Source organism: Winogradskyella ouciana, from assembly GCF_965284585.1.
Taxonomy (GTDB): Bacteria; Bacteroidota; Bacteroidia; order Flavobacteriales; family Flavobacteriaceae; genus Winogradskyella; species Winogradskyella ouciana.
In genome coordinates this window covers 2643020-2666881 of record NZ_OZ260095.1, presented here as the reverse complement: position 1 = coordinate 2666881, position 23862 = coordinate 2643020, and the positions used below count along the sequence as shown (strand labels likewise).

Annotated in this window: 23 protein-coding genes; 11 read left to right on the top strand and 12 right to left on the bottom strand. The window is 34.2% G+C overall.

Translation table 11 applies throughout. From position 1 onward, the window contains the following. Positions 1-100: 100 nt before the first annotated feature. Both ACQ65V_RS11895 and ACQ65V_RS11890 read left to right on the top strand, forming a co-directional pair. The gene (locus tag ACQ65V_RS11895) at positions 101-883 is read left to right on the top strand and encodes an MBL fold metallo-hydrolase (protein WP_430468068.1); all 783 of its coding nucleotides are present in this window, start codon (positions 101-103) and stop codon (positions 881-883) included. Positions 884-1089: 206 nt separating this feature from the next. Beyond that, positions 1090-1314 (top strand): hypothetical protein, encoded by a 225-nt coding sequence (locus ACQ65V_RS11890; RefSeq protein ID WP_155087371.1) that lies wholly within the window; start codon positions 1090-1092, stop codon positions 1312-1314. Positions 1315-1394: 80 nt separating this feature from the next. Here ACQ65V_RS11890 and ettA read toward each other — a convergent pair whose 3' ends face one another. The 6 genes from ettA to ACQ65V_RS11860 all read right to left on the bottom strand — a co-directional run bounded on the left by ettA (position 1395) and on the right by ACQ65V_RS11860 (position 5390). Further along, a complete protein-coding gene (ettA, locus tag ACQ65V_RS11885) occupies positions 1395-3086 on the bottom strand; it encodes an energy-dependent translational throttle protein EttA (RefSeq protein WP_412561010.1) in 1692 nt (563 codons plus the stop codon). Continuing rightward, positions 3086-3268: a CAL67264 family membrane protein gene (locus tag ACQ65V_RS11880; RefSeq protein WP_273290890.1), complete on the bottom strand. Its 183-nt coding sequence runs from the start codon at positions 3266-3268 to the stop codon at positions 3086-3088. The genes ettA and ACQ65V_RS11880 overlap by 1 nt, the downstream gene beginning before the upstream one ends. 108 nt (positions 3269-3376) lie before the next feature. Next, complete coding sequence (locus ACQ65V_RS11875) at positions 3377-4102, bottom strand: pirin family protein (RefSeq protein WP_430468067.1); 726 nt, start codon at positions 4100-4102, stop codon at positions 3377-3379. A gap of 33 nt (positions 4103-4135) precedes the next feature. Next, positions 4136-4573: a MarR family winged helix-turn-helix transcriptional regulator gene (locus tag ACQ65V_RS11870; RefSeq protein ID WP_430468066.1), complete on the bottom strand. Its 438-nt coding sequence runs from the start codon at positions 4571-4573 to the stop codon at positions 4136-4138. A gap of 2 nt (positions 4574-4575) precedes the next feature. Further along, positions 4576-4857, bottom strand: a complete 282-nt coding sequence (locus tag ACQ65V_RS11865; protein ID WP_430468065.1) for a GNAT family N-acetyltransferase — start codon at positions 4855-4857, stop codon at positions 4576-4578. 2 nt (positions 4858-4859) lie between these two features. Continuing rightward, positions 4860-5390, bottom strand: coding sequence for an NADPH-dependent FMN reductase (locus ACQ65V_RS11860; RefSeq protein WP_430468064.1), 531 nt, complete (start codon positions 5388-5390; stop codon positions 4860-4862). 173 nt (positions 5391-5563) lie between these two features. On the opposite strand from ACQ65V_RS11860, the gene ACQ65V_RS11855 reads away from it, so the two are divergent. The 4 genes from ACQ65V_RS11855 to ACQ65V_RS11840 are packed head-to-tail and all read left to right on the top strand — an operon-like array spanning position 5564 to position 10227. Further along, positions 5564-7207: an acyl-CoA carboxylase subunit beta gene (locus ACQ65V_RS11855; protein WP_155087689.1), complete on the top strand. Its 1644-nt coding sequence runs from the start codon at positions 5564-5566 to the stop codon at positions 7205-7207. Then, complete coding sequence (locus ACQ65V_RS11850) at positions 7208-8482, top strand: MFS transporter (RefSeq protein ID WP_430468063.1); 1275 nt, start codon at positions 7208-7210, stop codon at positions 8480-8482. It begins immediately after the preceding gene. 25 nt (positions 8483-8507) lie between these two features. After that, entirely contained in the window at positions 8508-9371 is an 864-nt protein-coding gene (locus ACQ65V_RS11845) for a hypothetical protein (RefSeq protein WP_430468062.1), read from the top strand. Then, on the top strand, positions 9361-10227 hold the full coding sequence (locus tag ACQ65V_RS11840) for a hypothetical protein (RefSeq protein WP_430468061.1): 867 nt from the start codon (positions 9361-9363) through the stop codon (positions 10225-10227). The genes ACQ65V_RS11845 and ACQ65V_RS11840 overlap by 11 nt, the downstream gene beginning before the upstream one ends. Here ACQ65V_RS11840 and ACQ65V_RS11835 read toward each other — a convergent pair. The 6 genes from ACQ65V_RS11835 to ACQ65V_RS11810 all read right to left on the bottom strand — a co-directional run bounded on the left by ACQ65V_RS11835 (position 10211) and on the right by ACQ65V_RS11810 (position 19441). Next, on the bottom strand, positions 10211-11566 hold the full coding sequence (locus ACQ65V_RS11835; RefSeq protein ID WP_430468060.1) for a M24 family metallopeptidase: 1356 nt from the start codon (positions 11564-11566) through the stop codon (positions 10211-10213). The two genes, ACQ65V_RS11840 and ACQ65V_RS11835, sit on opposite strands and share 17 nt — an antisense overlap. Positions 11567-11654: 88 nt before the next feature. Continuing rightward, the gene (locus tag ACQ65V_RS11830; RefSeq protein WP_430468059.1) at positions 11655-11837 is read right to left on the bottom strand and encodes a hypothetical protein; all 183 of its coding nucleotides are present in this window, start codon (positions 11835-11837) and stop codon (positions 11655-11657) included. A gap of 94 nt (positions 11838-11931) precedes the next feature. Beyond that, positions 11932-12795 carry an N-acetylglucosamine kinase gene (locus tag ACQ65V_RS11825; protein WP_430468058.1) on the bottom strand — a complete coding sequence of 288 codons (864 nt, stop codon included), beginning with the start codon at positions 12793-12795 and terminating at the stop codon, positions 11932-11934. Positions 12796-12863: 68 nt separating this feature from the next. Beyond that, positions 12864-13865, bottom strand: coding sequence for a type I glyceraldehyde-3-phosphate dehydrogenase (gene gap, locus ACQ65V_RS11820; RefSeq protein WP_273292929.1), 1002 nt, complete (start codon positions 13863-13865; stop codon positions 12864-12866). A 30-nt stretch (positions 13866-13895) separates the two neighbouring features. Then, positions 13896-14882 (bottom strand): 6-phosphofructokinase, encoded by a 987-nt coding sequence (gene pfkA, locus ACQ65V_RS11815; RefSeq protein WP_273292931.1) that lies wholly within the window; start codon positions 14880-14882, stop codon positions 13896-13898. 143 nt (positions 14883-15025) lie between these two features. Then, positions 15026-19441, bottom strand: a complete 4416-nt coding sequence (locus ACQ65V_RS11810; RefSeq protein WP_430468057.1) for a translocation/assembly module TamB domain-containing protein — start codon at positions 19439-19441, stop codon at positions 15026-15028. A gap of 152 nt (positions 19442-19593) precedes the next feature. Here ACQ65V_RS11810 and tsaD point away from each other — a divergent pair, with 152 nt between their 5' ends. From tsaD to ACQ65V_RS11785, 5 genes are all read left to right on the top strand, one after another. Beyond that, on the top strand, positions 19594-20616 hold the full coding sequence (tsaD, locus tag ACQ65V_RS11805; RefSeq protein ID WP_430468056.1) for a tRNA (adenosine(37)-N6)-threonylcarbamoyltransferase complex transferase subunit TsaD: 1023 nt from the start codon (positions 19594-19596) through the stop codon (positions 20614-20616). 692 nt (positions 20617-21308) lie between these two features. Then, positions 21309-21938: a peptidylprolyl isomerase gene (locus ACQ65V_RS11800; RefSeq protein WP_430468055.1), complete on the top strand. Its 630-nt coding sequence runs from the start codon at positions 21309-21311 to the stop codon at positions 21936-21938. Next, on the top strand, positions 21938-22642 hold the full coding sequence (locus tag ACQ65V_RS11795; RefSeq protein WP_430468054.1) for a 16S rRNA (uracil(1498)-N(3))-methyltransferase: 705 nt from the start codon (positions 21938-21940) through the stop codon (positions 22640-22642). The genes ACQ65V_RS11800 and ACQ65V_RS11795 overlap by 1 nt, the downstream gene beginning before the upstream one ends. Positions 22643-22645: 3 nt before the next feature. Beyond that, the gene (locus ACQ65V_RS11790; protein ID WP_430468053.1) at positions 22646-23287 is read left to right on the top strand and encodes a DUF4159 domain-containing protein; all 642 of its coding nucleotides are present in this window, start codon (positions 22646-22648) and stop codon (positions 23285-23287) included. Between the two features lie 55 nt (positions 23288-23342). Next, complete coding sequence (locus ACQ65V_RS11785) at positions 23343-23846, top strand: TrmH family RNA methyltransferase (protein ID WP_430468052.1); 504 nt, start codon at positions 23343-23345, stop codon at positions 23844-23846. The last annotated feature ends 16 nt before the right edge of the window (positions 23847-23862 follow it).

Genomic DNA, 23862 nt, shown 5'->3' with positions numbered 1-23862 from the left:
AAAATTTTGCCTACTAAATTATAAGTAGTGATTGTTATAAAATTGTTACAAATTTTAAGTTATCGCTATTGTTGGGTATCTTTATGAAAAACATGCAATTATGAAATTTATAAAAATCAACCTTTTATTACTTATTCTTCTAACTACGTTTTGCTGCAAAAACGAAAAGTCAACTACTGAAACAGTAGAGTCAAATGAGAAAATGGCTGAAAATACCAAAACGGAAAGTAGCCTAAACATTATACCCATTGAGCATGCTACATTTATTTTAGAATCTGAAGATAATGTTATTTATATAGACCCAACAGGAGGTGCAGAAGCTTTTGAAAACAAAAACAAACCAACATTGGTATTAATTACCGATATCCATGGTGACCATTTAAACGTAAAAACACTAGAAGCTTTAGATTTAGAAAATGCATCAGTAATAGCACCCAAAGCAGTAGCTGATAAAATACCAAGTTCATTAAATTTGGATGTTAAAGTGCTAAACAATGGTGAGAAATTAAACTCTAAAGGTATTGAAGTTGAAGCTATCCCAATGTATAACTTACGTGAGGAAGCATTAAAATTCCATGAAAAAGGAAGAGGCAATGGTTATGTATTGAACATTAATGACGAACGTATATACATCTCTGGCGACACTGAGGACATCCCTGAAATGCGAAATCTTAAAAACATTGACAAAGCCTTTGTCTGTATGAATCTACCTTATACAATGCCAGTTGAAAGTGCTGCTGATGCAGTGTTAGATTTTAAACCTAAAACAGTATATCCTTATCACTACAGGGGTTCTGAAGGCATGAGCGATGTTAGTGAATTTAAAAAAATAGTGAATGATGGTGATAATTCAATTGAAGTGCTCCTTTTAGAGTGGTATTAATAAAACATATATGTTAAATTTTTGAATTGTTAACAAGTCATTCAAATCGTTCTTTTAGCCGAAAACACTGCGGTTTATCGAATATTTCAATCGCTTTAACGATGAAAATGTTAAAAACATTAGTGTAAATTATTTAAAACTAAGCATTTACCTTATGTTTTTTTTCTATATTAGCACCATAGAACCCAAATCTAATATTATTAATCATGCTTAACAAACTGCTTTCTAAGGCTTTAGTAGTGACGACCACGCAACTTACTATGATTTTAATAGCCGTAGCATCTATATTTCTTGTATTCATAATTATAGCCATCATAAAGATGTATAAGTTGAAAGCTGAGAATAAGAAATTGATGGAGACCAATGCGTTTAAAGATGTCGATGAGACTTATAAAGATTTTACCAGTGGTCATCTTTATGGTGATAATTAATAAAGACTTTTACCGATACAAAATGAAATAACAAAAAATGCCCACATGTTGCGGGCATTTTTTGTTGGTATGCATTAAGCTTATCGCACTAATTTCTTGTACTTAATTCGTTTTGGCATTAAATCACCGCCAAGTCGTTTCTTTTTATTCTCCTCATAATCACTGAAACTACCTGCAAAGAAGTACACCTGACTATTACCTTCAAAAGCCAAGATGTGTGTACAAATTCTATCCAGAAACCACCTATCGTGACTAATAACAACCGCACAACCTGCAAAGTTTTCTAAACCTTCTTCTAAGGCGCGCAACGTATTGACATCTAAATCATTAGTAGGTTCATCTAAAAGTAATACATTACCTTCTTCTTTTAGTGTCATAGCCAAATGTAAACGGTTCCTTTCCCCTCCTGAGAGTAGACTCACCTTTTTATTCTGTTCACTACCGGAAAAATTAAATCGACTTAAGTATGCTCTTGAATTTACTTGGCGACCTCCCATCATGATGAGTTCTTGCTCATCACTAAAATTTTGCCAAATTGTTTTTTCTGGATCAATGTTGGAGTGTTTTTGATCTACATAAGCAATTTTTGCTGTCTCCCCTACTTTAAACTCACCCTTATCTGGAGTTTCCTCTCCCATTATCATTCTAAAAATGGTAGTTTTACCAGCACCATTTGGTCCAATAACACCTACAATTCCTGCTTGTGGTAAGTTGAAGTTTAAATCCTCATAAAGTAATTTATCACCGTAAGCTTTGGCTACACCATTAGCTTCTATAACGTTGGTTCCTAAACGTGGTCCATTTGGTATATAGATTTCCAATTTTTCGTCAAGCTGCTTTTGGTCTTGACTCATCAGCTTATCGTAATTCTTCAAACGTGCTTTTTGCTTAGTCTGACGACCTTTGGCACCTTGTCTCACCCACTCCAACTCACGCTCAAGGGTTTTCTGTCTTTTTGATGCTGTCTTACTTTCTTGTGCTAATCGTTTTGACTTTTGGTCTAACCAAGATGAGTAGTTTCCTTTCCAAGGAATACCTTCTCCTCTATCGAGCTCTAAAATCCAGCCTGCAACGTTATCTAAGAAATATCTATCGTGAGTTACAGCTATTACCGTTCCTTTGTATTGTGCTAAATGATGTTCTAACCAATGAACTGATTCTGCATCTAAATGGTTGGTAGGCTCATCTAAAAGCAATACATCTGGTTCTTGCAACAATAAACGACATAAGGCTACACGACGACGCTCACCACCAGATAATACACCAATTTTTTTATCGCCTTCAGGTGTGCGTAGAGCATCCATGGCGATTTCTAATTTAGTATCTAATTCCCATGCGTTTGCAGCATCAATTTGATCTTGAAGCTCAGCTTGTCGGTTCATAAGTTTTTCCATTTTATCTGGATCACTATAGACCTCCTCTAAGCCAAATTGGTCATTGATACTGTTATATTCGTCAAGAATTGCTACGGTTTCTGCAGCACCTTCCCGTACAACCTCCATTACAGTTTTATCATCATCTAGCTGAGGCTCTTGTTCTAAATAACCAACAGAATAGTCTTGAGAGAACACCACATCTCCTTGATAATTTTTGTCAACTCCAGCTATAATCTTTAATAATGTAGATTTACCAGAACCGTTAAGACCTAAAATCCCAATTTTTGCTCCATAAAAGAAACTGAGATAGATATTCTTTAAAACTGGTGTATTTGCAGATTGAAATGTCTTGGTTACACCAGACATTGAAAAAATTATTTTTTTGTCATCACTCATTATACTCTCCCTTTTAATGCATTAAACACCCATGCTATTGCAAAAAAGCCAAAGCCGACTGTTGCAAATCCCCAACCGGCAACATCATCATATCTGTATGCTCCCATCAATATTAGTACTACACCCATTATTATCATTAGCACGGTTGCCCATGCCAATACTGTGTTTTTATTCATCGCCATATTCTTGTTCTGTTTTAATTATGTTAGTTAGTTGAAATACAAATATCGCATTTTAAATAAAAAAAGCATCACTATTTGTGATGCTTCTAACTTAAAACCTTTCGATATTTATAATTCGATCATTGGAACTTCAATGAATAATAGCTCAGTATTACTAATAGATTTTACAGTAAATGAATCCGTTTCTGAAATTCCAACGGCATCTCTAGAATCTAGATTTTCTTCATTTATTTCACTTTCGCCAGAAATATTCATAACATAAACACCATGGTCTTTAGTCATTAAATTATAAGTATAAGTTTCTCCTTTAGATAAATCAATTCTGGAAAGTTTTGCGTCTTGATGAATTTTCAAGCTTTCCTCATCATTATCTTTGAATGAAGTTACCAGTGTTTGAAGTTTTCCTTTTCTATCGTCTACATTAAATGTCTTCTGATCATAGCGTGGCTCAACACTTCGTTTTTCAGGGATAATCCAAATTTGAAATAAGCTCAAGTATTCATCAACCGATCCATTAATTTCTGAATGTTGTACTCCGGATCCTGCAGACATAACCTGCACTTCGCCAGGAAGTACTTTTTGCCAATCGTCTTTCATATTGTCACGATGTTTTAATTCACCTTTTAATGGAATGGTAATAATTTCCATATTGTCGTGTGGATGCGTACCAAAACCCATTTTAGGGGCAATAATGTCATCATTCAACACTCTTAAAGCACCAAAATGAACTTTATCTGGCTGGTACCAACTCGCAAAACTAAATGAGTGATTGGCCTGTAGCCATCCATGATTGGCAAACCCTCTACTATCTGCTTTATGCACTATTGTTTTCATTATAATTTTCCTTTCTTTTATTTCTGTAATTTTCTATCGCATTTTATCAAGAAGATTGCTTAACTGCTCTGCTTCTTCTTCACTTAAATTTTTGATTAAATCTCTATTTAAATCGTTTGGTATAGACTTTAATAAATTCAAGCCCTGTTCCGTTATCGCTATTTTTACCACTCGTCTATCATGTTCAGATGGTAAACGTTCAATTAGGTTTTTAGAGCAAAGTTTATCCATCAATCGTGTTGCATTTGGTGAACGCTCTAACATTCTATCTTTTATAGTTTGCACTTTTAAAGGTTCATCAGCACCACGCAAAATCCTCAATATATTGTACTGTTGTGGTGAAATTCCATAACTTTTAAAGAATTCGTTTTGATAACTCGTAATCCAGTTTGCCGTATACACAATATTGAGCAAAGCCTTTACTCTATTGTTTGGGAATGTTGAGTTTATTTCTTTGGCAAAATTTCCCATATCTAAAATCTTACATCATTATACTCACTACGCTTCTTAAAAACGGCATTAGCAAATGGACAAAGTGGCATAATTTTAAGGTTGTTTTCCCTGGCATAATCTACTGACGCTTCAACTAGCTTGTAACCTACTCCTTGACCTTGAAGCGATTCATCAACCTCAGTATGGTCAATTATTATTTTATCCTCTCCAGCATGGCTGTAGGTCATCAAACCTAGTTTTTGGCCATCAACTTCATAAAAAAATTCTCCTTTTTTGTCGTTATCCTGTTGTTGAATTTTCATAATTATAGGCTTTTTTCAAATTGTTTAACCTCTTCTTTTAATTCGTTATTTAGATCGTCATTAATGATTTTGCCATCCGAAAAATTATCGTTGAATGATGGCAATGAGAATTTACCAACAATATTGGCATTGTGACGAGGAAAGCGATCCTCAGCCATCTGCAAAACAGACTGCCCACCTCTTGCTCCTGGTGATGTTGCCATTAACAACATTGGCTTACCCAACCAATTTTTCTGCTCAGCTCTAGATAGCCAATCAAACAAGTTTTTAAAGACCGCTGAATATGCTCCATTATTTTCTGCAAGAGACAATACAATTCCGTCACTTTGCTTTATGTGATCCAAAAATTTTGTAGCATTCTCTGGTATGCCTTTTTCCGCTTCTAAATCCTTGCTGTAAATAGGCAAATCAAAATCGTTGAGATCTAATATGGTCGCCTTAGCACCCTCAACCAAGGACGCTGTATAGATAGATAACTGCTTATTTATTGAATCTGAACTGTTGCTGCCTGCAAAGGCTAATATGTTTTTCATCTGTTGTTTTTTTAGTTTATCAAATTTAAGAAAATTAAATTTATATTCCAAGGAATATATTTCCATGTAATATTATTTAACAAAACATTCACTTTTTATACAACAATTGGTTTTGTAAATTCGTGCAAAATAAAATTACAACAAATAGATACCCACTTGTGTGGGCAATGCCTATGGATATTAAATTCAACAAGAACGAAGACCATAATAAACTTCTACTTTCTGATCTTAAAAAACGCTTGGCCAAAGTAAAACTTGGTGGTGGCGAAAAAAGTATCGCCAAACATCATGGCAAAGGAAAAATGACAGCTCGCGAGCGGATTGATTATCTTTTGGATCCCAAATCCAAGTCCATTGAAATCGGTGCCTTTGCTGGTGAAGACATGTATGAAAATTATGGAGGTTGTCCATCTGGCGGAGTTGTTGTAAAAATCGGATATGTAAAAGGTAAACAATGTATCGTAGTTGCCAACGATGCCACCGTAAAAGCAGGAGCATGGTTTCCTATTACAGGTAAAAAGAACTTAAGAGCTCAGGAAATTGCTATTGAAAATCGATTACCCATTATATATTTGGTTGATAGTGCTGGAGTGTTTCTGCCAATGCAAGATGAAATTTTCCCAGACAAAGAACATTTCGGTCGTATTTTTAGAAATAATGCTGTGATGAGCAGTATGGGTATCACTCAAATTGCTGCAGTAATGGGTAGTTGTGTTGCTGGTGGGGCTTATTTACCAATAATGAGTGATGAAGCACTTATTGTAGATAAAACAGGTAGTATTTTCCTAGCTGGGAGCTATTTAGTAAAAGCTGCCATTGGTGAAACTATAGACAATGAAACTTTAGGTGGCGCGACTACACACTGCGAAATTTCGGGTGTTACAGATTATAAAGCAAAAGATGATAAGGATGCTTTAGATACTATTAAAAACATAGTGGATAAAATAGGTGATTATGATAAGGCTGGCTATAACCGTTCAAAATCTGCAAAACCTAAAGAAAATCCTGAAGATATTTATGGCATTCTTCCAAAGAGCAGAGCCGACCAATACGATATGAAAGACATTATAAAGCGTTTGGTTGATAACTCTGAATTTGAGGAATACAAAGAAGGTTATGGTAAAACCATTATTACAGCTTACGCTAGAATTGATGGTTGGGCAGTTGGAATTGTTGCCAATCAACGTCATATAGTAAAAACCACTGGTGCCAAAACTAAACCAAGTGAGATGCAATTTGGCGGAGTGATTTATAATGATTCTGCAGATAAAGCCACACGTTTTATAGCGAATTGCAATCAGAAAAAGATTCCTCTTGTTTTCTTGCAGGATGTTACAGGCTTTATGGTAGGAAGTAAATCTGAACACGGAGGCATCATTAAAGACGGAGCCAAAATGGTTAATGCCGTTAGTAATTCTGTGGTTCCAAAATTCACTATTGTAATTGGCAATAGTTATGGAGCCGGAAATTATGCCATGTGTGGAAAAGCGTATGACCCTAGACTGATAGTGGCTTGGCCAAGTGCAGAACTTGCTGTGATGAGCGGTAATTCCGCAGCAAAAGTATTATTGCAAATTGAGACGGCTTCACTTAAAAAAAGAGGTGAAACTATTACCAAGGAAAAAGAGGAAGAACTATTCAATAAGATAAAATCGAGATACGATAACCAAGTCTCACCATATTATGCGGCAGCAAGATTGTGGACGGACGGTGTAATTGATCCTTTGGACACAAGAACCTGGATTAGTATGGGTATAGAAGCTGCCAACCACGCTCCTATCGAGAAACCTTTCAATTTAGGAGTTTTACAGGTTTAAATGCAGCAAGACACCAACAAAAAACAGCCTCTGTATGTAATACTATTATTGATATTAGCAGCAGAGGCTGTTTTTATTTTGCCGTTTGTATTACAGCGTATTTTTAGAACTACGTTTTTAGAATCCTTTTCAATTAACGATACGCAAATAGGTAGTTGTTTTGCAGCATACGGAACCGTGGCATTGGTATCATATCTTTTTGGCGGACCGTTGGCAGATAGATTCAAACCGAATGTTTTAATGTCAGTAGCATTAATTTTAACTGCTTTAGGAGGCTTTTATTTGTCAACTTACCCAACCCTTGTCAATCTTCATATCCTCTATGGATTTTGGGGTTTCACTACTATTTTCTTGTTTTGGGCAGCAATGATAAAAGCGACCAGAATTTGGGGAGGCTCAAACAAACAAGGCATAGCATTTGGATTTTTAGATGGTGGTCGCGGATTGGTTGCCGCACTTTTTGGCTCCGCTGGAGTAGTAATATTCTCTCTGTTTATCACAAAAGACATTGAGCTGACCTCAATTGAAGAGCGTCGTGTAGCGTTTAAGGAAGTCATTAGATATACCTCAATCGCAGTAATGCTGATAGGTTTTATAGTTTTCTTTTTACTAAGGTTTAACGAAGAAGAGGATATTAAATTAGAGCATAATGCCAAACTGCTGACGATGGAGAATTTTAAAATCGTAATGAAGTACCGTGCGGTTTGGCTACTAATGATTATAATTCTTTGCGCCTATTACGGATACAAAATGACTGATCTATTTAGTAAGTATGCTGAACAAGTTATGAATTACAATAAAATTGAAGCTGCAAAAGTTGGAACGTCTCTTTTATATATGCGACCAGTAATTGGTGTCGTTATCGGTTTACTTGCTGACAGAACAAGAGCTTCGTTATGGATAATCATAGGATTTTTATTAATGACCATAACAAGCCTTATATTTTATCTTGGGATTATAGATGATAGTACCACTCTACTGTTTGTATTATCAATCGGTACCATGGCAATTGGTGTGTATTCTGCAAGAGTATTATACTTTGCTACACTTGAAGAAGCGAAAATTCCTTTAGCAGTCACAGGAACTGCAGTTGGTTTTATTTCGGTTGTTGGCTATACACCAGATATTTTCGCTGGTTTGTTGATGGGCTTTTTCTTGGATGATAATCCCGGTGCTGTTGGCTTGCAACATGCTTTTGGTATTATGGGCATATTTACCCTTGTAGGGTTATTGGCTTCTTATTTGTTTTATAGGCATTCAAAAAAAGTGTTATAATTCTTACTTTTTTATATATTTAGGAATGCAAAAAATTCTCGTTTTAATTATAACAACATTAGTATACCAACTATCTTTTTCACAATCAAATCTTGTATTAGACTTTGACGAAAAGAAGGATTATGTTTCAATTAAATCGTTAGATAAAGAATCAAAGGATAAAATTAGAGATCATATAATCTTAGATAAGGATACATTAGTAAACTTAAGAGGTAAAGTTGAAATTAAAGATGTTGAGAAATTTTGTAAATATTTCAATAAAAACGAATCTATAAGAGACCTCATCAACGCTATACAATTTGAATTACCTAAGAATAGAAAACTAGCTGAAACTAAACAATGGAATAGTAAAATAATTGTATTCATTGATAAGAATATTCCCAGAAAATTAAAGAAAAACTTTATCACTTTCTTTAAACAAATTGACAGTGTAAATAATTTTGAGTTATCATTTTCAAAATCCTTAGATGATTCTAATTATGTAATAAAAGTTTCAGACACGCTTATTCCAAATTTTAAAACTGACAGTAAGGATTTTGATGAGTTAAGTCCATATAGCAAGGCGACTTATAATCTTATCTCAGATAATAATAACAAGTTTTATAGCGGAACTCTATTAATAGATGAGAGTGTTTTAAACAATGAGGAGTTATCGCTCAAAAAATTAAAACAAATGTTTTTCATGAGCTTAGGTCCATTTGTATCAAGAAAATCATTACCCACTGAAAGTTTATTACACCCTAAATACTTCAATTCCAATAAATTATCAGAATTTGACATCAATTTATTGAGATCACACTATTTTAAAATATACCCCAGACCTTTTACCAGACCCGATTTAATAGAATTTAATAATAAAGCTAAATCCATCTGTAAAAATGAACAGTAAAAAAATATACCTATCGTTAACCTACTTTATAATAACACTATTTATTTATAGTCAAGAAAAAAATATCCAAAAGCGTTATTTAGTACCGAAAGATCATTTTAAGGAAAAATATAAGCCAAGTGACTCTTTAGGGTTTATAATTAAAAATGGAGATACATTGATAAGAGTTGATCGTTTTATATCTCCAAAAGGTGTTGCTGTACCTTATGAATATAAAGATTCTACTTTTTTAGAATTGTATAAGAAGATTGCATTTCAGCCCATACATAAAGATTCATCCAATACAAAACCAATGAAATATTGGAAAGATGATATTAGAATCTATTTCTCAGAAAATATGTCTAAATCGGTTATACGTGATGTTATGGAGTTTGCTCAAAAAATAGATGAAGAAGTAGATAGCCTTAAAATCAGTAAAGTTAAAAAAATAGAAGATTCTAACTATGTCATTTACTATGATACCGATTACGAATATCTTAATGAGATAAAGAATAAAAAAAAATCTGATTATTGGATCTCATGGAATGGAAAAAATCAAATTGAACGTGGTTATTTAAGAATTGTAAAAAGTCGTATGTTTTCAGAAAAATTAACAACTCAAAAGATTAGAGAATTATTTTTTGGAACTCTAGGTTGGTTCTATCTACAAGACGATTTAGATTGTGATAATTATGTAGCAAATTGTTATTCTGACAGTAAACATTTAACAGCCATAGATTTAGAGATTTTAAGATACCATTATTCTTACGGCATTTGTAAAGGAACTAGTCTAAAGACATTTGAAGCCCAACATAGACAATGTAAAGAGAATTTAAGAAAAGGATTGCCAGCTGGTCGCTTTATTCATCCAGATTAATTTTAATCCCTAAGTGTTCTTTAACTCTAGGAACAGTTAATAATTTAGTCTGTCTTCCATTAACATATCTAAAACCATCTTTTCCCCAAAATCCTGCTTCTTCTAGCATAATTCTGATGTCTCGTTTCCATTCTGGTATTGTAACTGTTGTATTTAGCTCTATGGCATATACTGTGTTTTCATGCAACGGATAATCTCCATTAACAGGAACACCACCTTGTGAATCCCACATCCCTAAAGTGGTACCAGATGAATGACCGTAAGTTCCCAAAGGATGTGTGTAAATTGCAGGTCTTAAACCTTCAGCTTTTGCTTCATCTAAGGATTCTTTTAAGACAACATTACCTGTTTTTCCTGTTTCAAAATTTGAGGTAAATATATCTTGAACTCGGTTTCCGTCTTTCAACGCATCAATCAAAAATTTTGGTGGTTCAGTTTCATTGGGTTTTAAGACATAAGCCAATTCTTGGCAGTCAGTATTCAACCTTAAATAGGTGATTCCAAAATCGCAATGCAATAAATCACCAGGAAGAATAACCATATCTTCTGGTCGGTTTGAAAACGCATAGAGATGGTTCCCTAATTCTTCTGCTGTGCGCTGTACATCTACTGTTGGGTGAAACCATGTTTCTAAGCCCAAAGCAGTTACCTTATCGCGCATCCACCACTCCACATCTGTTGTAGTCGTAATTCCGGGTGTAATGACTTTTTCTGAAAATGCTTCTGCAATAATATTATGGGTAATATCTACCAACTGGTTGTAAATCACCATTTCGGTTTCGGTTCGGGTTTCAATCCAACCGATAGCGAGTTGCTCTGCTGACTTCACATTAGCTTTATATTGTTCTGGCAAATGAGCCATAAACGCTTCATAATCTGTTTTTACCAATCCGTCAGCAATGTTAAAATGATCGGAATAATTTAATCCGATTGATTTAGAATTGCGTTCTTCTATAATTTCAATCAATCGTTTCCATTGGTTCGGTTCCTTTTCTTTGTCCCAAGCAGAAATAATATTCTCACCAAAATCATAACGTGCCACAGCTAATTTCTCAATTGTATTGTTCTCTTTGTCTCTGTAAAACACTAAAATTGTTCTTCGTCTTGCGTTAAGCCATGTTGCAGGCAACATGGTCTTAAGAACTGGATCTTCATTGTATTCTCTAGAAATTAAAATCCACATATCAAAACCCGTGTCATCCATCAATTTTGGCAATAGATTATCAAATCTATCCTTCAAAATATCATCTACTACTTCAGCGCGTTGACGCTCTGGTAATATTTGCTGGGCATCGAGATTTATTGAAAAAAGTAAAATGAAGACGAATAGGAATTTCATAAGTTGATATTTAGCTCACTAAATTACCTAATTTTTGAGCATAAAAAAAGAGCGCTAATTGCGCTCTTAAATTTATATGTAGTTATGTTTAGTGTGAAACACTTTCACGCTTTGCTTTCTTCTCTTCTCTAATTTCCTTAAAACGCTCTATAGCCGAACCAAATACCCAGTAAGGGATAACAAAAGTTAAAAGGAAAATCATTAACCAAAACCCAATAGTTAATATGGTTAAAAATGCTAAAAATCCTAAATACTGATCAAATTCGAACATAATTGCGTTTCATTTTTTATTGCTGCACAAAGATATAACCAAATAATAAGTTTTACAATAGCACCATTAAGATTTATTAACAGCTTATTAAACACTATAAATTCTTAACATGATAATCTACGAGTCCTTCAATAGGTCTTCTAACAAAATTCCCAACTTTAAAACCGTACTCTTCTGCAACTTCTTCAATTTCATTTTTAGAGAAAAAAGCTATGGAGCCCGCAAAATGAACAGGAACCCCCTTCTTTAATTCATCCTTAAATTGAAGTATCATGTTTTCGGTAAAAAGACGAACTCCCTTTTTTATTAGATTGACAACATAATCAGAATCTTTGTTCAAAAACATAAACTCTGCATGGTCTGCCAAATAAGCACTTGGGTTGGCTTGCTTATACAGGTTGTACTTAATAAAGTCTGCATCTAAGTTATGCTTGTGTTCAAAAGCCAACTTAATTACTTCTGGCATTTTGTTGAAATAGTAATCTCTTATGAGTTGTTTGCCAAAATAATTACCACTGGCATCATCCATAAGAGTATAACCCAAACTATCTACACGTTGGTGCAATTGTTTTCCATCAAAGTAACTACAATTAGAACCAGTACCCATAATACACACCACTGCGGCTTCGTCTTTAGCATTAATACAAGCTCTAACGGCAGCGTATGTATCTTCCCTAACCTCAACTAGAGATTGAGGAAAATAATCTTCTAAAACAGACTTTAGTAATAGACGAGGCTTTTCGGTTCCGCAACCTGCACCATAAAAAAAGATGTGCGTTACTTCAGAAACTAGAGCCATGAGCTCTTTATTCTTCCTAATGGTTTTTCTGAGCTTTTTTTCTTCAATAATGGCAGGGTTTAATCCCTTAGTCCTTATTTTATCGGCTGCTTGTTTTCCATTCTTATCTATAGCAATCCAATCGCACTTAGTAGATCCACCGTCAGTAATTAAAATCATATGCTTTCTTATATCAAAATTCCGTAGAAAAAGAGATGTTCAAACTTCTACAGAATTTCAAATTCATTTTATAAACTATTGATTTTCTGAGCTAAATCGACTAACTTATTTGAATAACCAAACTCATTATCGTACCAAGCTACAAGTTTAAAGAACGTAGAGTTGAGTTCTATCGCAGAGTCAGCATCAAAAACACTTGTTCTTACCTCACTTACAAAATCTTGAGAAACAACGGCATCCTCAGTATAACCTACAACACCATTCATAGAACCCTCAGCCGCTTTTTTGACAGCAGCTTTAATCTCCTTTAATGATGTTTCATTTTTGGTCTTAACAGTTAAATCCACAACAGAAACGTCTGCTGTAGGCACTCTAAACGCCATACCTGTTAATTTACCATCTAACTCAGGAATTACTTTGCCTACTGCTTTTGCAGCACCTGTAGAAGTTGGGATAATATTATTAAGAGCGCTACGTCCTAACCTATAATTCTTTTTAGAAGGTGAATCTACAGTATATTGAGTAGATGTAGTAGCATGTATTGTGGTCATTAATGCTTCTTCTATACCAAAATTATCTTCTATAACTTTAGCTAAAGGCGCTAGACAGTTTGTAGTACAAGATGCGTTTGATACAATGGTATGACTTGCGTTAAGTTCATTGTCATTCACACCCATAACAAACATTGGTGCATCCTTACTAGGTGCAGAAATAACAACTTTTTTTGCACCACCATCTATATGGTATTGAGCAGTTTCTAAAGTTGTAAAAATACCTGTGCACTCAGCTACGATATCAGCACCAGCTTCATCCCATTTTAAATTTTTAGGATCGCGCTCTGCAGTTACACGAATTGATTTACCATCAACTACCAAATTTCCGTCTTTTACTTCAACTTCTCCATCGAATCTTCCATGTACGGAATCATACTTTAATAAATATGCTAAATGCTCCACGTCCAATAAGTCATTTATTGCAACAACATCCACATCATCACGGTTTACAGTAGCTCTAAATACAATTCTACCTATTCTACCAAAACCGTTGATTCCTAATTTTAAATTTGACATATATCTTACTATTAATTAATTTTTCTATTGTTAAACTGTCATTATATCCGAAACTCTTAAGAGTTCCATATTAATTTTTGATTTTCCTTTTACCGCTTGGTCAAATGGTGTTAACTGTATGAGGTCATTTTTAAGACCTACCATATAATTACTTTCTCCAGCCAAAAGACTTTCAACAGCTCTTACTCCCATTCTACTTGCCAAAACCCTATCGAAACACGATGGTGAACCACCACGTTGCATGTGGCCAAGTACAGAAACTCTTACCTCATATTCAGATAAATTTTCTTCTACATAATCTTTTAGCTGAAATACATTTTTACCGATTTTATCACCTTCAGCCACAACAACTATACTCGAAGACTTTCCTGATTGTTTACTGCGTCTTAGGGATTCTAAAAGTCTGTCCAATCCTAAATCTTCTTCAGGAATAAGAATTTCTTCAGCACCAGCACCAACACCAACATTAAGTGCTATGTGGCCAACATCTCTTCCCATCACCTCAACAAAAAATAATCTGTTATGCGAACTTGCCGTATCTCTAATTTTATCTATAGCTTCTACAACCGTATTAAGCGCGGTATCATAACCCAAAGTATGCGTAGTACCAAAAATATCGTTATCTATAGTACCCGGAATTCCCATTACAGGAAAGTTGAATTCTTGGTTAAAAATCATGGCGCCTGTAAAGCTTCCATCACCACCAATCACCACTAAAGCATCTATGTTTGCTTTTTTTAATTGCTCATGCGCTTTGGCTCTTCCTTCTTTTGTTCTGAATGTTTGTGATCTTGCAGACTTTAAGATAGTGCCTCCTTTATTAATAATTCCTTTAACGCTACGCGCATCCATTTGCACAAAATCTCCATCAATCATTCCTTCATAACCTCTATAGATTCCATAGCATTCAATTTTATGATAAGCACATGCCCTTACCACAGATCTAATGGCTGCATTCATTCCTGGAGAATCACCTCCAGATGTCATTACTCCTATTTTTTTAATTGAATTTGACATTAACGTATTTCTTTTGAAAGTAAAATTAAGAAACAATGCAAACAAAAAAGCGGCTATTATGATAAAAAAACAGAGCGAAAACTAATTCAAACGTTTTCGTTAATAAGTATTTTAATAAAAAGCAGGAAAGTGTAGTTTAGGACTTAGTTTTTGTCTTCTTTTTTCTTCATGGACATATATTCTGGCATCATAGAATCCTCTTCCTTGTTCTTTTTTTCTTCTTCTTTTTTTGCCTTTTTATCCTTTTTGTTTTTTCCGGAAAATATAATATCTATGAACTCTTTAAAAGTATCGAATTCTACATTATACGATAACCCGACACCTTGGGTATAGCCTATTTCTTCACCAAAGTTTCTAATAGTGTTCTCTCTATTAAATACTTTTGCTCGTAGTGTACCCTCATCATTAAGTAACCAATCAATCTGTACGTCTCCTGTTATGGTTGTCTGTGCTGCGCTACCAAAAGGAACACCAACTTTTCCATTTACCAAAATTCTGTCTGATATTTTAGTTTGCAATGTTAAACCCACTCTACTATTGGTTTGCAGTTCTGGCGTATCTTGACCAAGCTCTAAGTCTACACCAACACGTAAATCCTCATTATCACCTCCCAATAAATTATTGACAATACCACTGAGACGTTCTGCTATAGTACCAGAAAAATTGACATCATTTACACCGCTTGCAAAACTTCCTGTTGCCAAGAATATTAATGCTTGGTTATCGCGCTCATCCTTAGAAGCTAACCTGTAATCTAACTCAGATTTTACCGTAGAGGTTACTGTTGGAAACCTAAAATCGAATTGTGGGTCTGGTTGTTCCAATTGACCCGTAAGATGAATTTCAACCTCAACAGGAATGCTTTGATTTATTGGATTGTCTAATAATACCGATGGGTTTGCCGAGCCTTGGTAAACAGCTTTAATATCTATTTGCGCCTTCATTGGGTCACCTTCCCAAACAATATTCCCTCCTTGTTCTACATCAAATCTTTTTTCTACTAAACCACGATATCTAAAATTATAAACCCCTTCAAATACTGAGAAATCTCCCCACATATTGAAGGTACCGTTAGTGTTGATTAAGAACACCAGGTTACCTTCGCCTTTACCCCTTATAGTGCTACCAGACTCCTCATCAATTACTATTTCTATTGTTGCATTCTGATTTACATTTAAATCAAAATTAAGCTCTAGTCCTTTAACCTCTATAGCTTCGGTAACTTCGCCGTTAATTCTAGCTTTCTTTTCTTCTGGACTTAAAAAATGAATAAATGAGTTATCACCAAAACTTTCAGAATCATTTAAGGGAATATTAAACACAGTGCCAGGTGCTGTGCTTCCGTCAACATCAATAACCAATTGATCTGTTGGCCCTTTTATGGCTGCATTCCCAGAAACAAAAGCTGTTCCGTAATAGAGCTCATCTTCAGACTCTTCTGTGTTTAACACCAGAAGTCTATCCGTTTCTAGCCTTAAACCTAATTTCCAATCAGAAAAATTATTGTGTTCAATATAGCCGTTGAGCGTACCTTTAGAAAAGTACTCAGAATCGGTCATGGCAACATTATTAAAAATAAACTGCTGATTACGAAGTGAGACTTTAGAATCGAAATCAAATCCGTAATCTACATTAAGATACGGAATGGAAAGGCCTGCTCTATCAAGCAATAATTCTCCATCTATACTTGGTTGTCTTAAGCTACCTGTGACTTTTGCATTACCAGAAACAAGACCTCTTATATTACTTATAACACCTTCTCCGAGTGGATTTAGTGGGTCTAGTAAAAACTCTTCAAAAGTGACATCTAAGTTTATTCTCGGGTTGCGTTCTGCGACATCGATTGTTCCTTTTGCCAATAGCGATGTTAAGTTATCATTTACAAGAGACACATCTACATTATAATCTGTAATTGAGTTATTGCCCTCTATACTTGCTGTTAAATTCCCTAGGTCGTAATCATTTACAAAAAGACTGCTTATCTCTACATCTGACTTAGGAAGATACACTCCATTATTCTGAACAATATCTAGTTTACCATTTACTATACCTCTCAATGAAAGACTATCTATACGAGGCGTAATCTTAACCAATTGTACATCCTTAAAATCTACTCTTATATTTTTATTGGCTTTATCATTAATAATACCCGAAAGCTCTATCTCCTCATTACCCTGATTTATGGTTATTGGAAAAATATCAAAGGATTTAAACTGCCTATCAAAACGTATTTTATTAAAGCTATTTTTTTCTGAATTAACAAACCAATCATAACCTTTAAACTTTACATCAGATTTTCTAAAACCAACTATAGATTTGTTGGCTTCATCAATGGTATAAAATAGATTGAGATTAAATTCATCTTGATTGTTCTTACCACCCTTAAATTCGGTCTTAACGAGTAAAGTGTCTCTTTTAGTAACATTTATAAGTGTAAAATCTGAAGCATTATATACTCCAGCTCCAAGACTATCTACTTCAATAAAAGTATTGTACAACGGATTACTATTATCTACTGATACATTAATATTATTGGCAAAATAATCTCTAAATTTAATCTCGGGAGAATTAAAGGTTAATTCAAAGCCTCTTTCGTCTGTTTCTACCCTACCCTCTATAAACGTGTTTTTACCTAATATTAGATCCTTAAAAAAGACTGCGGCAATTTTAGAATATATATTGAATTTAAAGTCTATATACTGACCACCTTCTACTTCATTGGGAATGTAATTGGTATATATACTACCTATGGAGTTTTCAACCAAATCCAAAATATCATTGGTTTTAAACTGCCCCTTTATATTTCCATTAATAATGTCTGGAGAGTTAATTGCAATCGTACGTTCATTACCATTAAAAGAAGATACAATGTCAAAATCCTGAAAGTTATATGTGTTATCCTGATTTTTATACGTTGTGTTTGTTATGTTAATGGCTCCACTGGCATTGTCAAATGTAGAGCCTGTTGCGGTCATATTTACAAGTCCTTTGAATTCTGATATACTGTCTCTAGTTACAAAATTCAGCGTTTTTAAATTGGCGTAGCCTACATTAGCGTTAAAGTCGAATTTTTTTTGCTCTTGGGAGAAATCCGCCAAACCATTAAACTCTAGTTGCAAATTGGCATCATCCGCTTTTAACTCTCCATTAAATACTTTATTACCTAAATCACCAGACACAACTATATTTTGATATACATAATCATTATATTCTAAACTAAAAATATCGCCTTTTACATCAGTTCTTAGGTTGTCTACTGTAAAGCCTTTACCGTCTACATCTAAATCTAACGAAGCCTTTTTCAATGACGGATCATCAATTAATGCACCTATATCAAATTCATCAAATACAACATTACCTACATATACAGCATTATCAATATCATTAATCTCTGTAAGTTTAAGATTTGAATCGATAAAACCCAAATCGGTATCTATGGTAATATCTGCATCAATTTGCTTTGCAGTAACATAAGATTTTCCCACTATTTTAAAATTTCCAACCTTAGAAAGAAAAGTAGGCATGGATCGCCCTAATATATTTGGAAGCAAGGCAACTAAATCATTGTAGTTAGAGGCTAAATTTTGAAACTCGCCCTCAATAGTAAAACCTTCTTCATTATTACTAAAAAGATTTTTAAAAGTGACGTCACCTATAATTCTTGTATTACGTGTGGTGCTGGTATTAAGATTATTGGCTGTTAGATTATTTAAAGTGCCTGTTAAATGAGCATTGAAACTTGCACTTTGATTAACCCCAAACTCATCAAAAAATGCATTTAATTCTGTTAAATTGATTTTTGAATCCCTAAAACTCGCATCAACATTTACCTTATTTGTAAAATCCTTTAAATCCTCCCGCTTATAACCAAACCTTAAATCCCCTTTTAATTGCGAACCTTTAGTTTTAATATCAAGATTACCAAAGTTCATATGGCTTAGAGTATATTCAAAATCTGCTGTAAGATTTTCTACCCTAACGCCTTGGCTATGGTTAAAATTGAAGGTATTGATACGTGAGCTAACATTTGGCCCATCAATCAAAAAATTAGTTGTATTGGCATTGAGTTCTGTAAACTCTAATATTTTAGGAATTTCTCTATTATCATCAATAAGTCTAAATACACCATTTTCTATAGATACATCACTCGATGAAAACAAAAATTCACTTTTTTCCTTTCGTGGATTGTCATCATCAAACTTTGCCACGAAAACATCCAAGTTTGTATCCGTTGCACCTTCGTAAGTTCTTAGGTTAAATATCAAATTTTGAATGTCTATGTCTCCAAAATTCAATTTGTTGTTATAAAGGTTCCTGAAACTGATAATCGATGTGTTGAGCTCACCAATGCTAAAGAGCGTATCCTTTTTATAATCTCTTATAAGTATTTCCTTTAATTCTACATCTCCATTGAGTTGAAGTCCAACGCGACCAACATTGATATCTGTTTTATAATCCTCGTTGAGCCTATCCGTTACATATTGACCCAGTTTAGTCTGTACGGCAGGAATTCCCAGAATTAGAAAAATAATAAGAAACAGCAACAAAAATATGCCCACTATTTTTCCTATTATTTTGAGTACTCTTTTGATAGAATTTACGCTTATGAATTGATGAAATCTTCACTACATTTGTACCACACAAAATGCCGTATTGTACAATGTTTTACCTTATCTGGTAAAATTAACAATTATTGTGCCTAATATCGACTATGGAAAAAGAAAATATTTATATCCTTGGTATTGAATCTTCTTGCGATGATACATCGGCTGCTGTACTATGTAACGACAGAATTTTAAGCAATGTTGTTGCAGACCAAAAAATACATGCAGAATATGGTGGTGTGGTGCCAGAATTAGCATCGAGAGCACATCAACAGAACATTGTCCCAGTTGTGCATCAAGCGCTAGAAAAGGCAGGAATTTCTAAAGACCAATTAAGTGCTATTGCCTTTACTCGTGGACCTGGTTTAATGGGTTCGCTTCTTGTGGGTACTTCCTTTGCAAAATCCTTGGCTTATGGTTTGGATATTCCATTGATAGACGTTAACCACATGCAAGCGCATATTTTAGCACATTTTATTGCTGAGGATAATCACAACAAACCACCTTTTCCCTTTTTGGCCATGACCATTTCTGGAGGCCATACACAAATAGTAAAAGTGACCAACCATTTTGAAATGGAAGTCTTGGGAGAAACCATTGATGATGCGGTTGGAGAAGCTTACGATAAAAGCGGAAAAGTTTTAGGCTTAGGCTATCCTGCTGGTCCAGAAATTGACAGAAGAGCACAACTCGGAAACCCAAAAGCCTATAAGTTTACCAAACCAAAAGTTGATGGCTTAAATTTTAGCTTCTCAGGATTAAAAACCGGAATCCTCTATTTTGTGCAGCGCGAAACGAAAGCCAATCCTAATTTTGTTGAAGAAAACCTGAATGATATTTGCGCATCCATCCAATACACCATCATTGGTATTTTAATGGATAAATTAAAGCTTGCCGTAAAGCAAACTGGCATAAAGCACATTGCCATAGGTGGTGGTGTATCTGCCAACTCTGGAATAAGAAAAGCCTTAAAAGATGCCGAAAAAAAACATGGTTGGACCACATACATTCCAAAATTTGAATACACCACAGACAATGCTGCTATGATTGCTATTGTTGGCTATTTAAAGTATCTGGAAAAGGATTTTGCCGATTTTGATGTAATGGCTACGGCTCGGTTGAAGATATGAATGATGATATTTTTATACTAATATTTGAAACCCTTATTTATGGGTTTTGTTTTACAGTTTTTACATTATACTTCATTCATTTATTTAAAACAAGGGTTAGGATTACACTAACTAGGCTTTTTTTTAAACATTCCATTCACCTAGTCAGATTCATCGCTATTCTCTATGCTTTATATCTTATTCTTCATTATATCAGTCATTATGATTATTCTTTAGTAGAAAATCGAGCTACAGGCACTTATGCATGGGCATATTGGTATATGTTTTTAAGGCCTTTTATTGTTATTCTTTTAATTCACCTTTTATGGTTAAAGAAATTTTACAATAAAGGATTTTACAACTTTACATTAATCTTGTTAATATTAATTGTTCACTTTTTTAATGGTGCAAATCTTGAGCGTTATATAATAATAATTTCATCAATTCATAGAGATTATGGGACATCAGATTTTTTAAAAATTGATGCCATCTGGTATGCCATCTGGTATAAAACGTCATTATTATTGCTATTAATGTTTATAGAGCGAACCTTAATATTTTCGTTTTTAGTATTCTTGAAAATCCAAATAAAAAATTTATTCACCAAATCAAAAAACTAAATTGTTAAAACATCTGTTGATAAGCTAAATCACTATAGCTCAATTTCACTTTAAATTTTATTTGTTTTGTGGTACAATCAATCTCTATATAACATGAAGCAACTTTTCTTTCTATTTTTATTAATACCTTTTTTAGGTTTTTCTCAAGACTCATTAGAACAAGAATTAGATTCCATAAGCACTACGGAAGAAGCAAAAACATTTGCCAAAACCCATAAAAAAGCCAATAAGAGTAAGCTCTATACCTTCAATAAAGAAAAGCACAAAACACGATTGGCAGACGACCTTTTTAAACTCTCAAAAGGTGCCAAAAAAGTTGTTAAAAGCGAGGATAAAACCACCTATTATAAAATTATTGACAAAGAAACGGTGCTACACTACAGAGCCAGCTATATCTATTTTGACGGTAATAAAATGAGCCTGGAGAACATCAATAAAAAGAGAGCAAAAATTATGGCACAATACAAACAAGGCTATAGATTTGACGCTTTGGCAAAACTACACTCCATGGACATAAGTGCCAATCGTGGTGGTGATTTAGGATGGTTTCCTGAAGGGAAAATGCACCCAGAATTTGAAGAAGCTATAAAGAATCATAATACCAATGATATCTTTACCTTAGACATTGAAGAAGGCAAATGGTATTATATTGTACTTAAAACTTACGATGCCAAACCTATCGAAGAGATTACCGTTTTAAAATATACCGAAGCTACCGATTAATGCAATTATTCTACAACCCAAATATATCTGAAAACGATAGTCTATTTAGTTTCGATAAAGACGAAAGCCGACATATTGTAAAAGTGCTTCGTAAAAAAGTTGGAGACCAATTGCACATTACCAATGGAAAAGGTTGGCTGTTTGAAGCTGAGTTAATTTCAGCAGACGCAAAGCATTGTTATGTGGATATTACTTCAAAAAGTTTACAACCCAAACGGAATTTTCACTTGCATCTGGCCGTAGCACCAACCAAAATGAACGACCGCTACGAATGGTTTTTAGAAAAAGCCACTGAAATTGGTATTGAAGAAATCACACCGATTATCTGTGATAATAGTGAACGTAAGGTTGTAAAACTAGAGCGTTTTGAAAGAATCATTCAATCCGCTATGAAGCAATCTCTTCAATGTTATTTGCCAAAGCTCAATGCTCCAATGTCATTTCAGGATTTTGTAAATCAAGAATTTTCAGGTCAAAAATTTATTGCGCATTGCGAGGAAACTGACAAAAAATCTTTGAAATCAGAGTTGAAAACAGATGAGGACTGTATCCTTTTAATTGGGCCAGAAGGAGATTTTAGTGTTAAGGAAATTGAAATGGCTTTGGCAGCTAATTATATTCCAGTAACTTTGGGTGACACGCGCTTACGGACTGAAACAGCCGCAATTACAGCTTGCCATTCCATAGCTTTTGTAAATAGATAATTTATGAGAAACTTAATCGCTTTATTTGTAATACTTTTTACTTCCCAACTTTTTTCCCAAGATGTTGCAGTACTAAAATACAAAGGTGGTGGCGATTGGTATAGCAACCCAACAGCACTACCAAATTTGGTAAAATATTGCAATGATAATATTGACACCAATATCAATGAAAACATACAAACAGTAGAAGTTGGTAGTACTGATATTTATCAATTTCCGCTGTTGCATATGACAGGTCATGGCAATGTGTTTTTTGACGATGATGATGCCGAAAACCTAAGAAATTATCTCATCTCAGGTGGTTTTCTTCATATCGATGACAACTACGGTATGGAACCTTACATTACAAAAGAGCTTAAAAAAGTTTTTCCTAATAATGAATTGAGAGAAATACCAAAGGATCACGCTATTTTTAATACTGCCTTTGATTTCCCAAACGGTTTACCAAAAATCCATGAGCACGATGGCAAATCACCACAGGCTTTCGGGATTTTTCATGAAGGCAGACTTGTGCTCTTATTTACTTTTGAAAGTGATTTAGGTGACGGTTGGGAAGACCAAGAAGTCCATAACGACCCTGAAGACGTACGCGAAAAAGCGCTGAAAATGGGAGCTAATATTGTGAAGTACGCTTTTGAAAACTGAATTGAGACTTTAGAGAGGAAAACTAGAAGCTAGACTTCAACACTGACTACTTAAAATGCAACTCACCCATTACACTTCCAACTTTAAAAAAGTAAAACATCCCATTACTTTGGTATGTGACAACATTACCAACGCACCAAATATTGGGAGTCTATTCCGTACAGCCGATGCTTTTGGTATTGAGCAAATTATATTCTGTGGAGATAATATTCCTTTAGGAAAGCGCATGACCAAAACATCACGCTCTACAGAAAAATATGTGAATCATAGCATTGAAGCGAATATTAATGAGGTTATTAAAAACTTTAAAGCAACAAACCATTTTATAATCGCTTTAGAAATCACTGAAAGCAGTACTGAACTCAGTCAGTTTACATTAGAAACCAACCAATCTATTGTATTAGTATTAGGTGATGAAAATTTTGGAATTTCAGAACATGTAATAAAGCTGTGTGACGCTATTTTACATATCAATATGTACGGGAACAATAGTAGTATGAATGTAGTACAAGCCACAAGCATTGCGCTTTACGAATTAACAAAGCAACTCAATCTTTAAATTTGTCTTGCTGAAT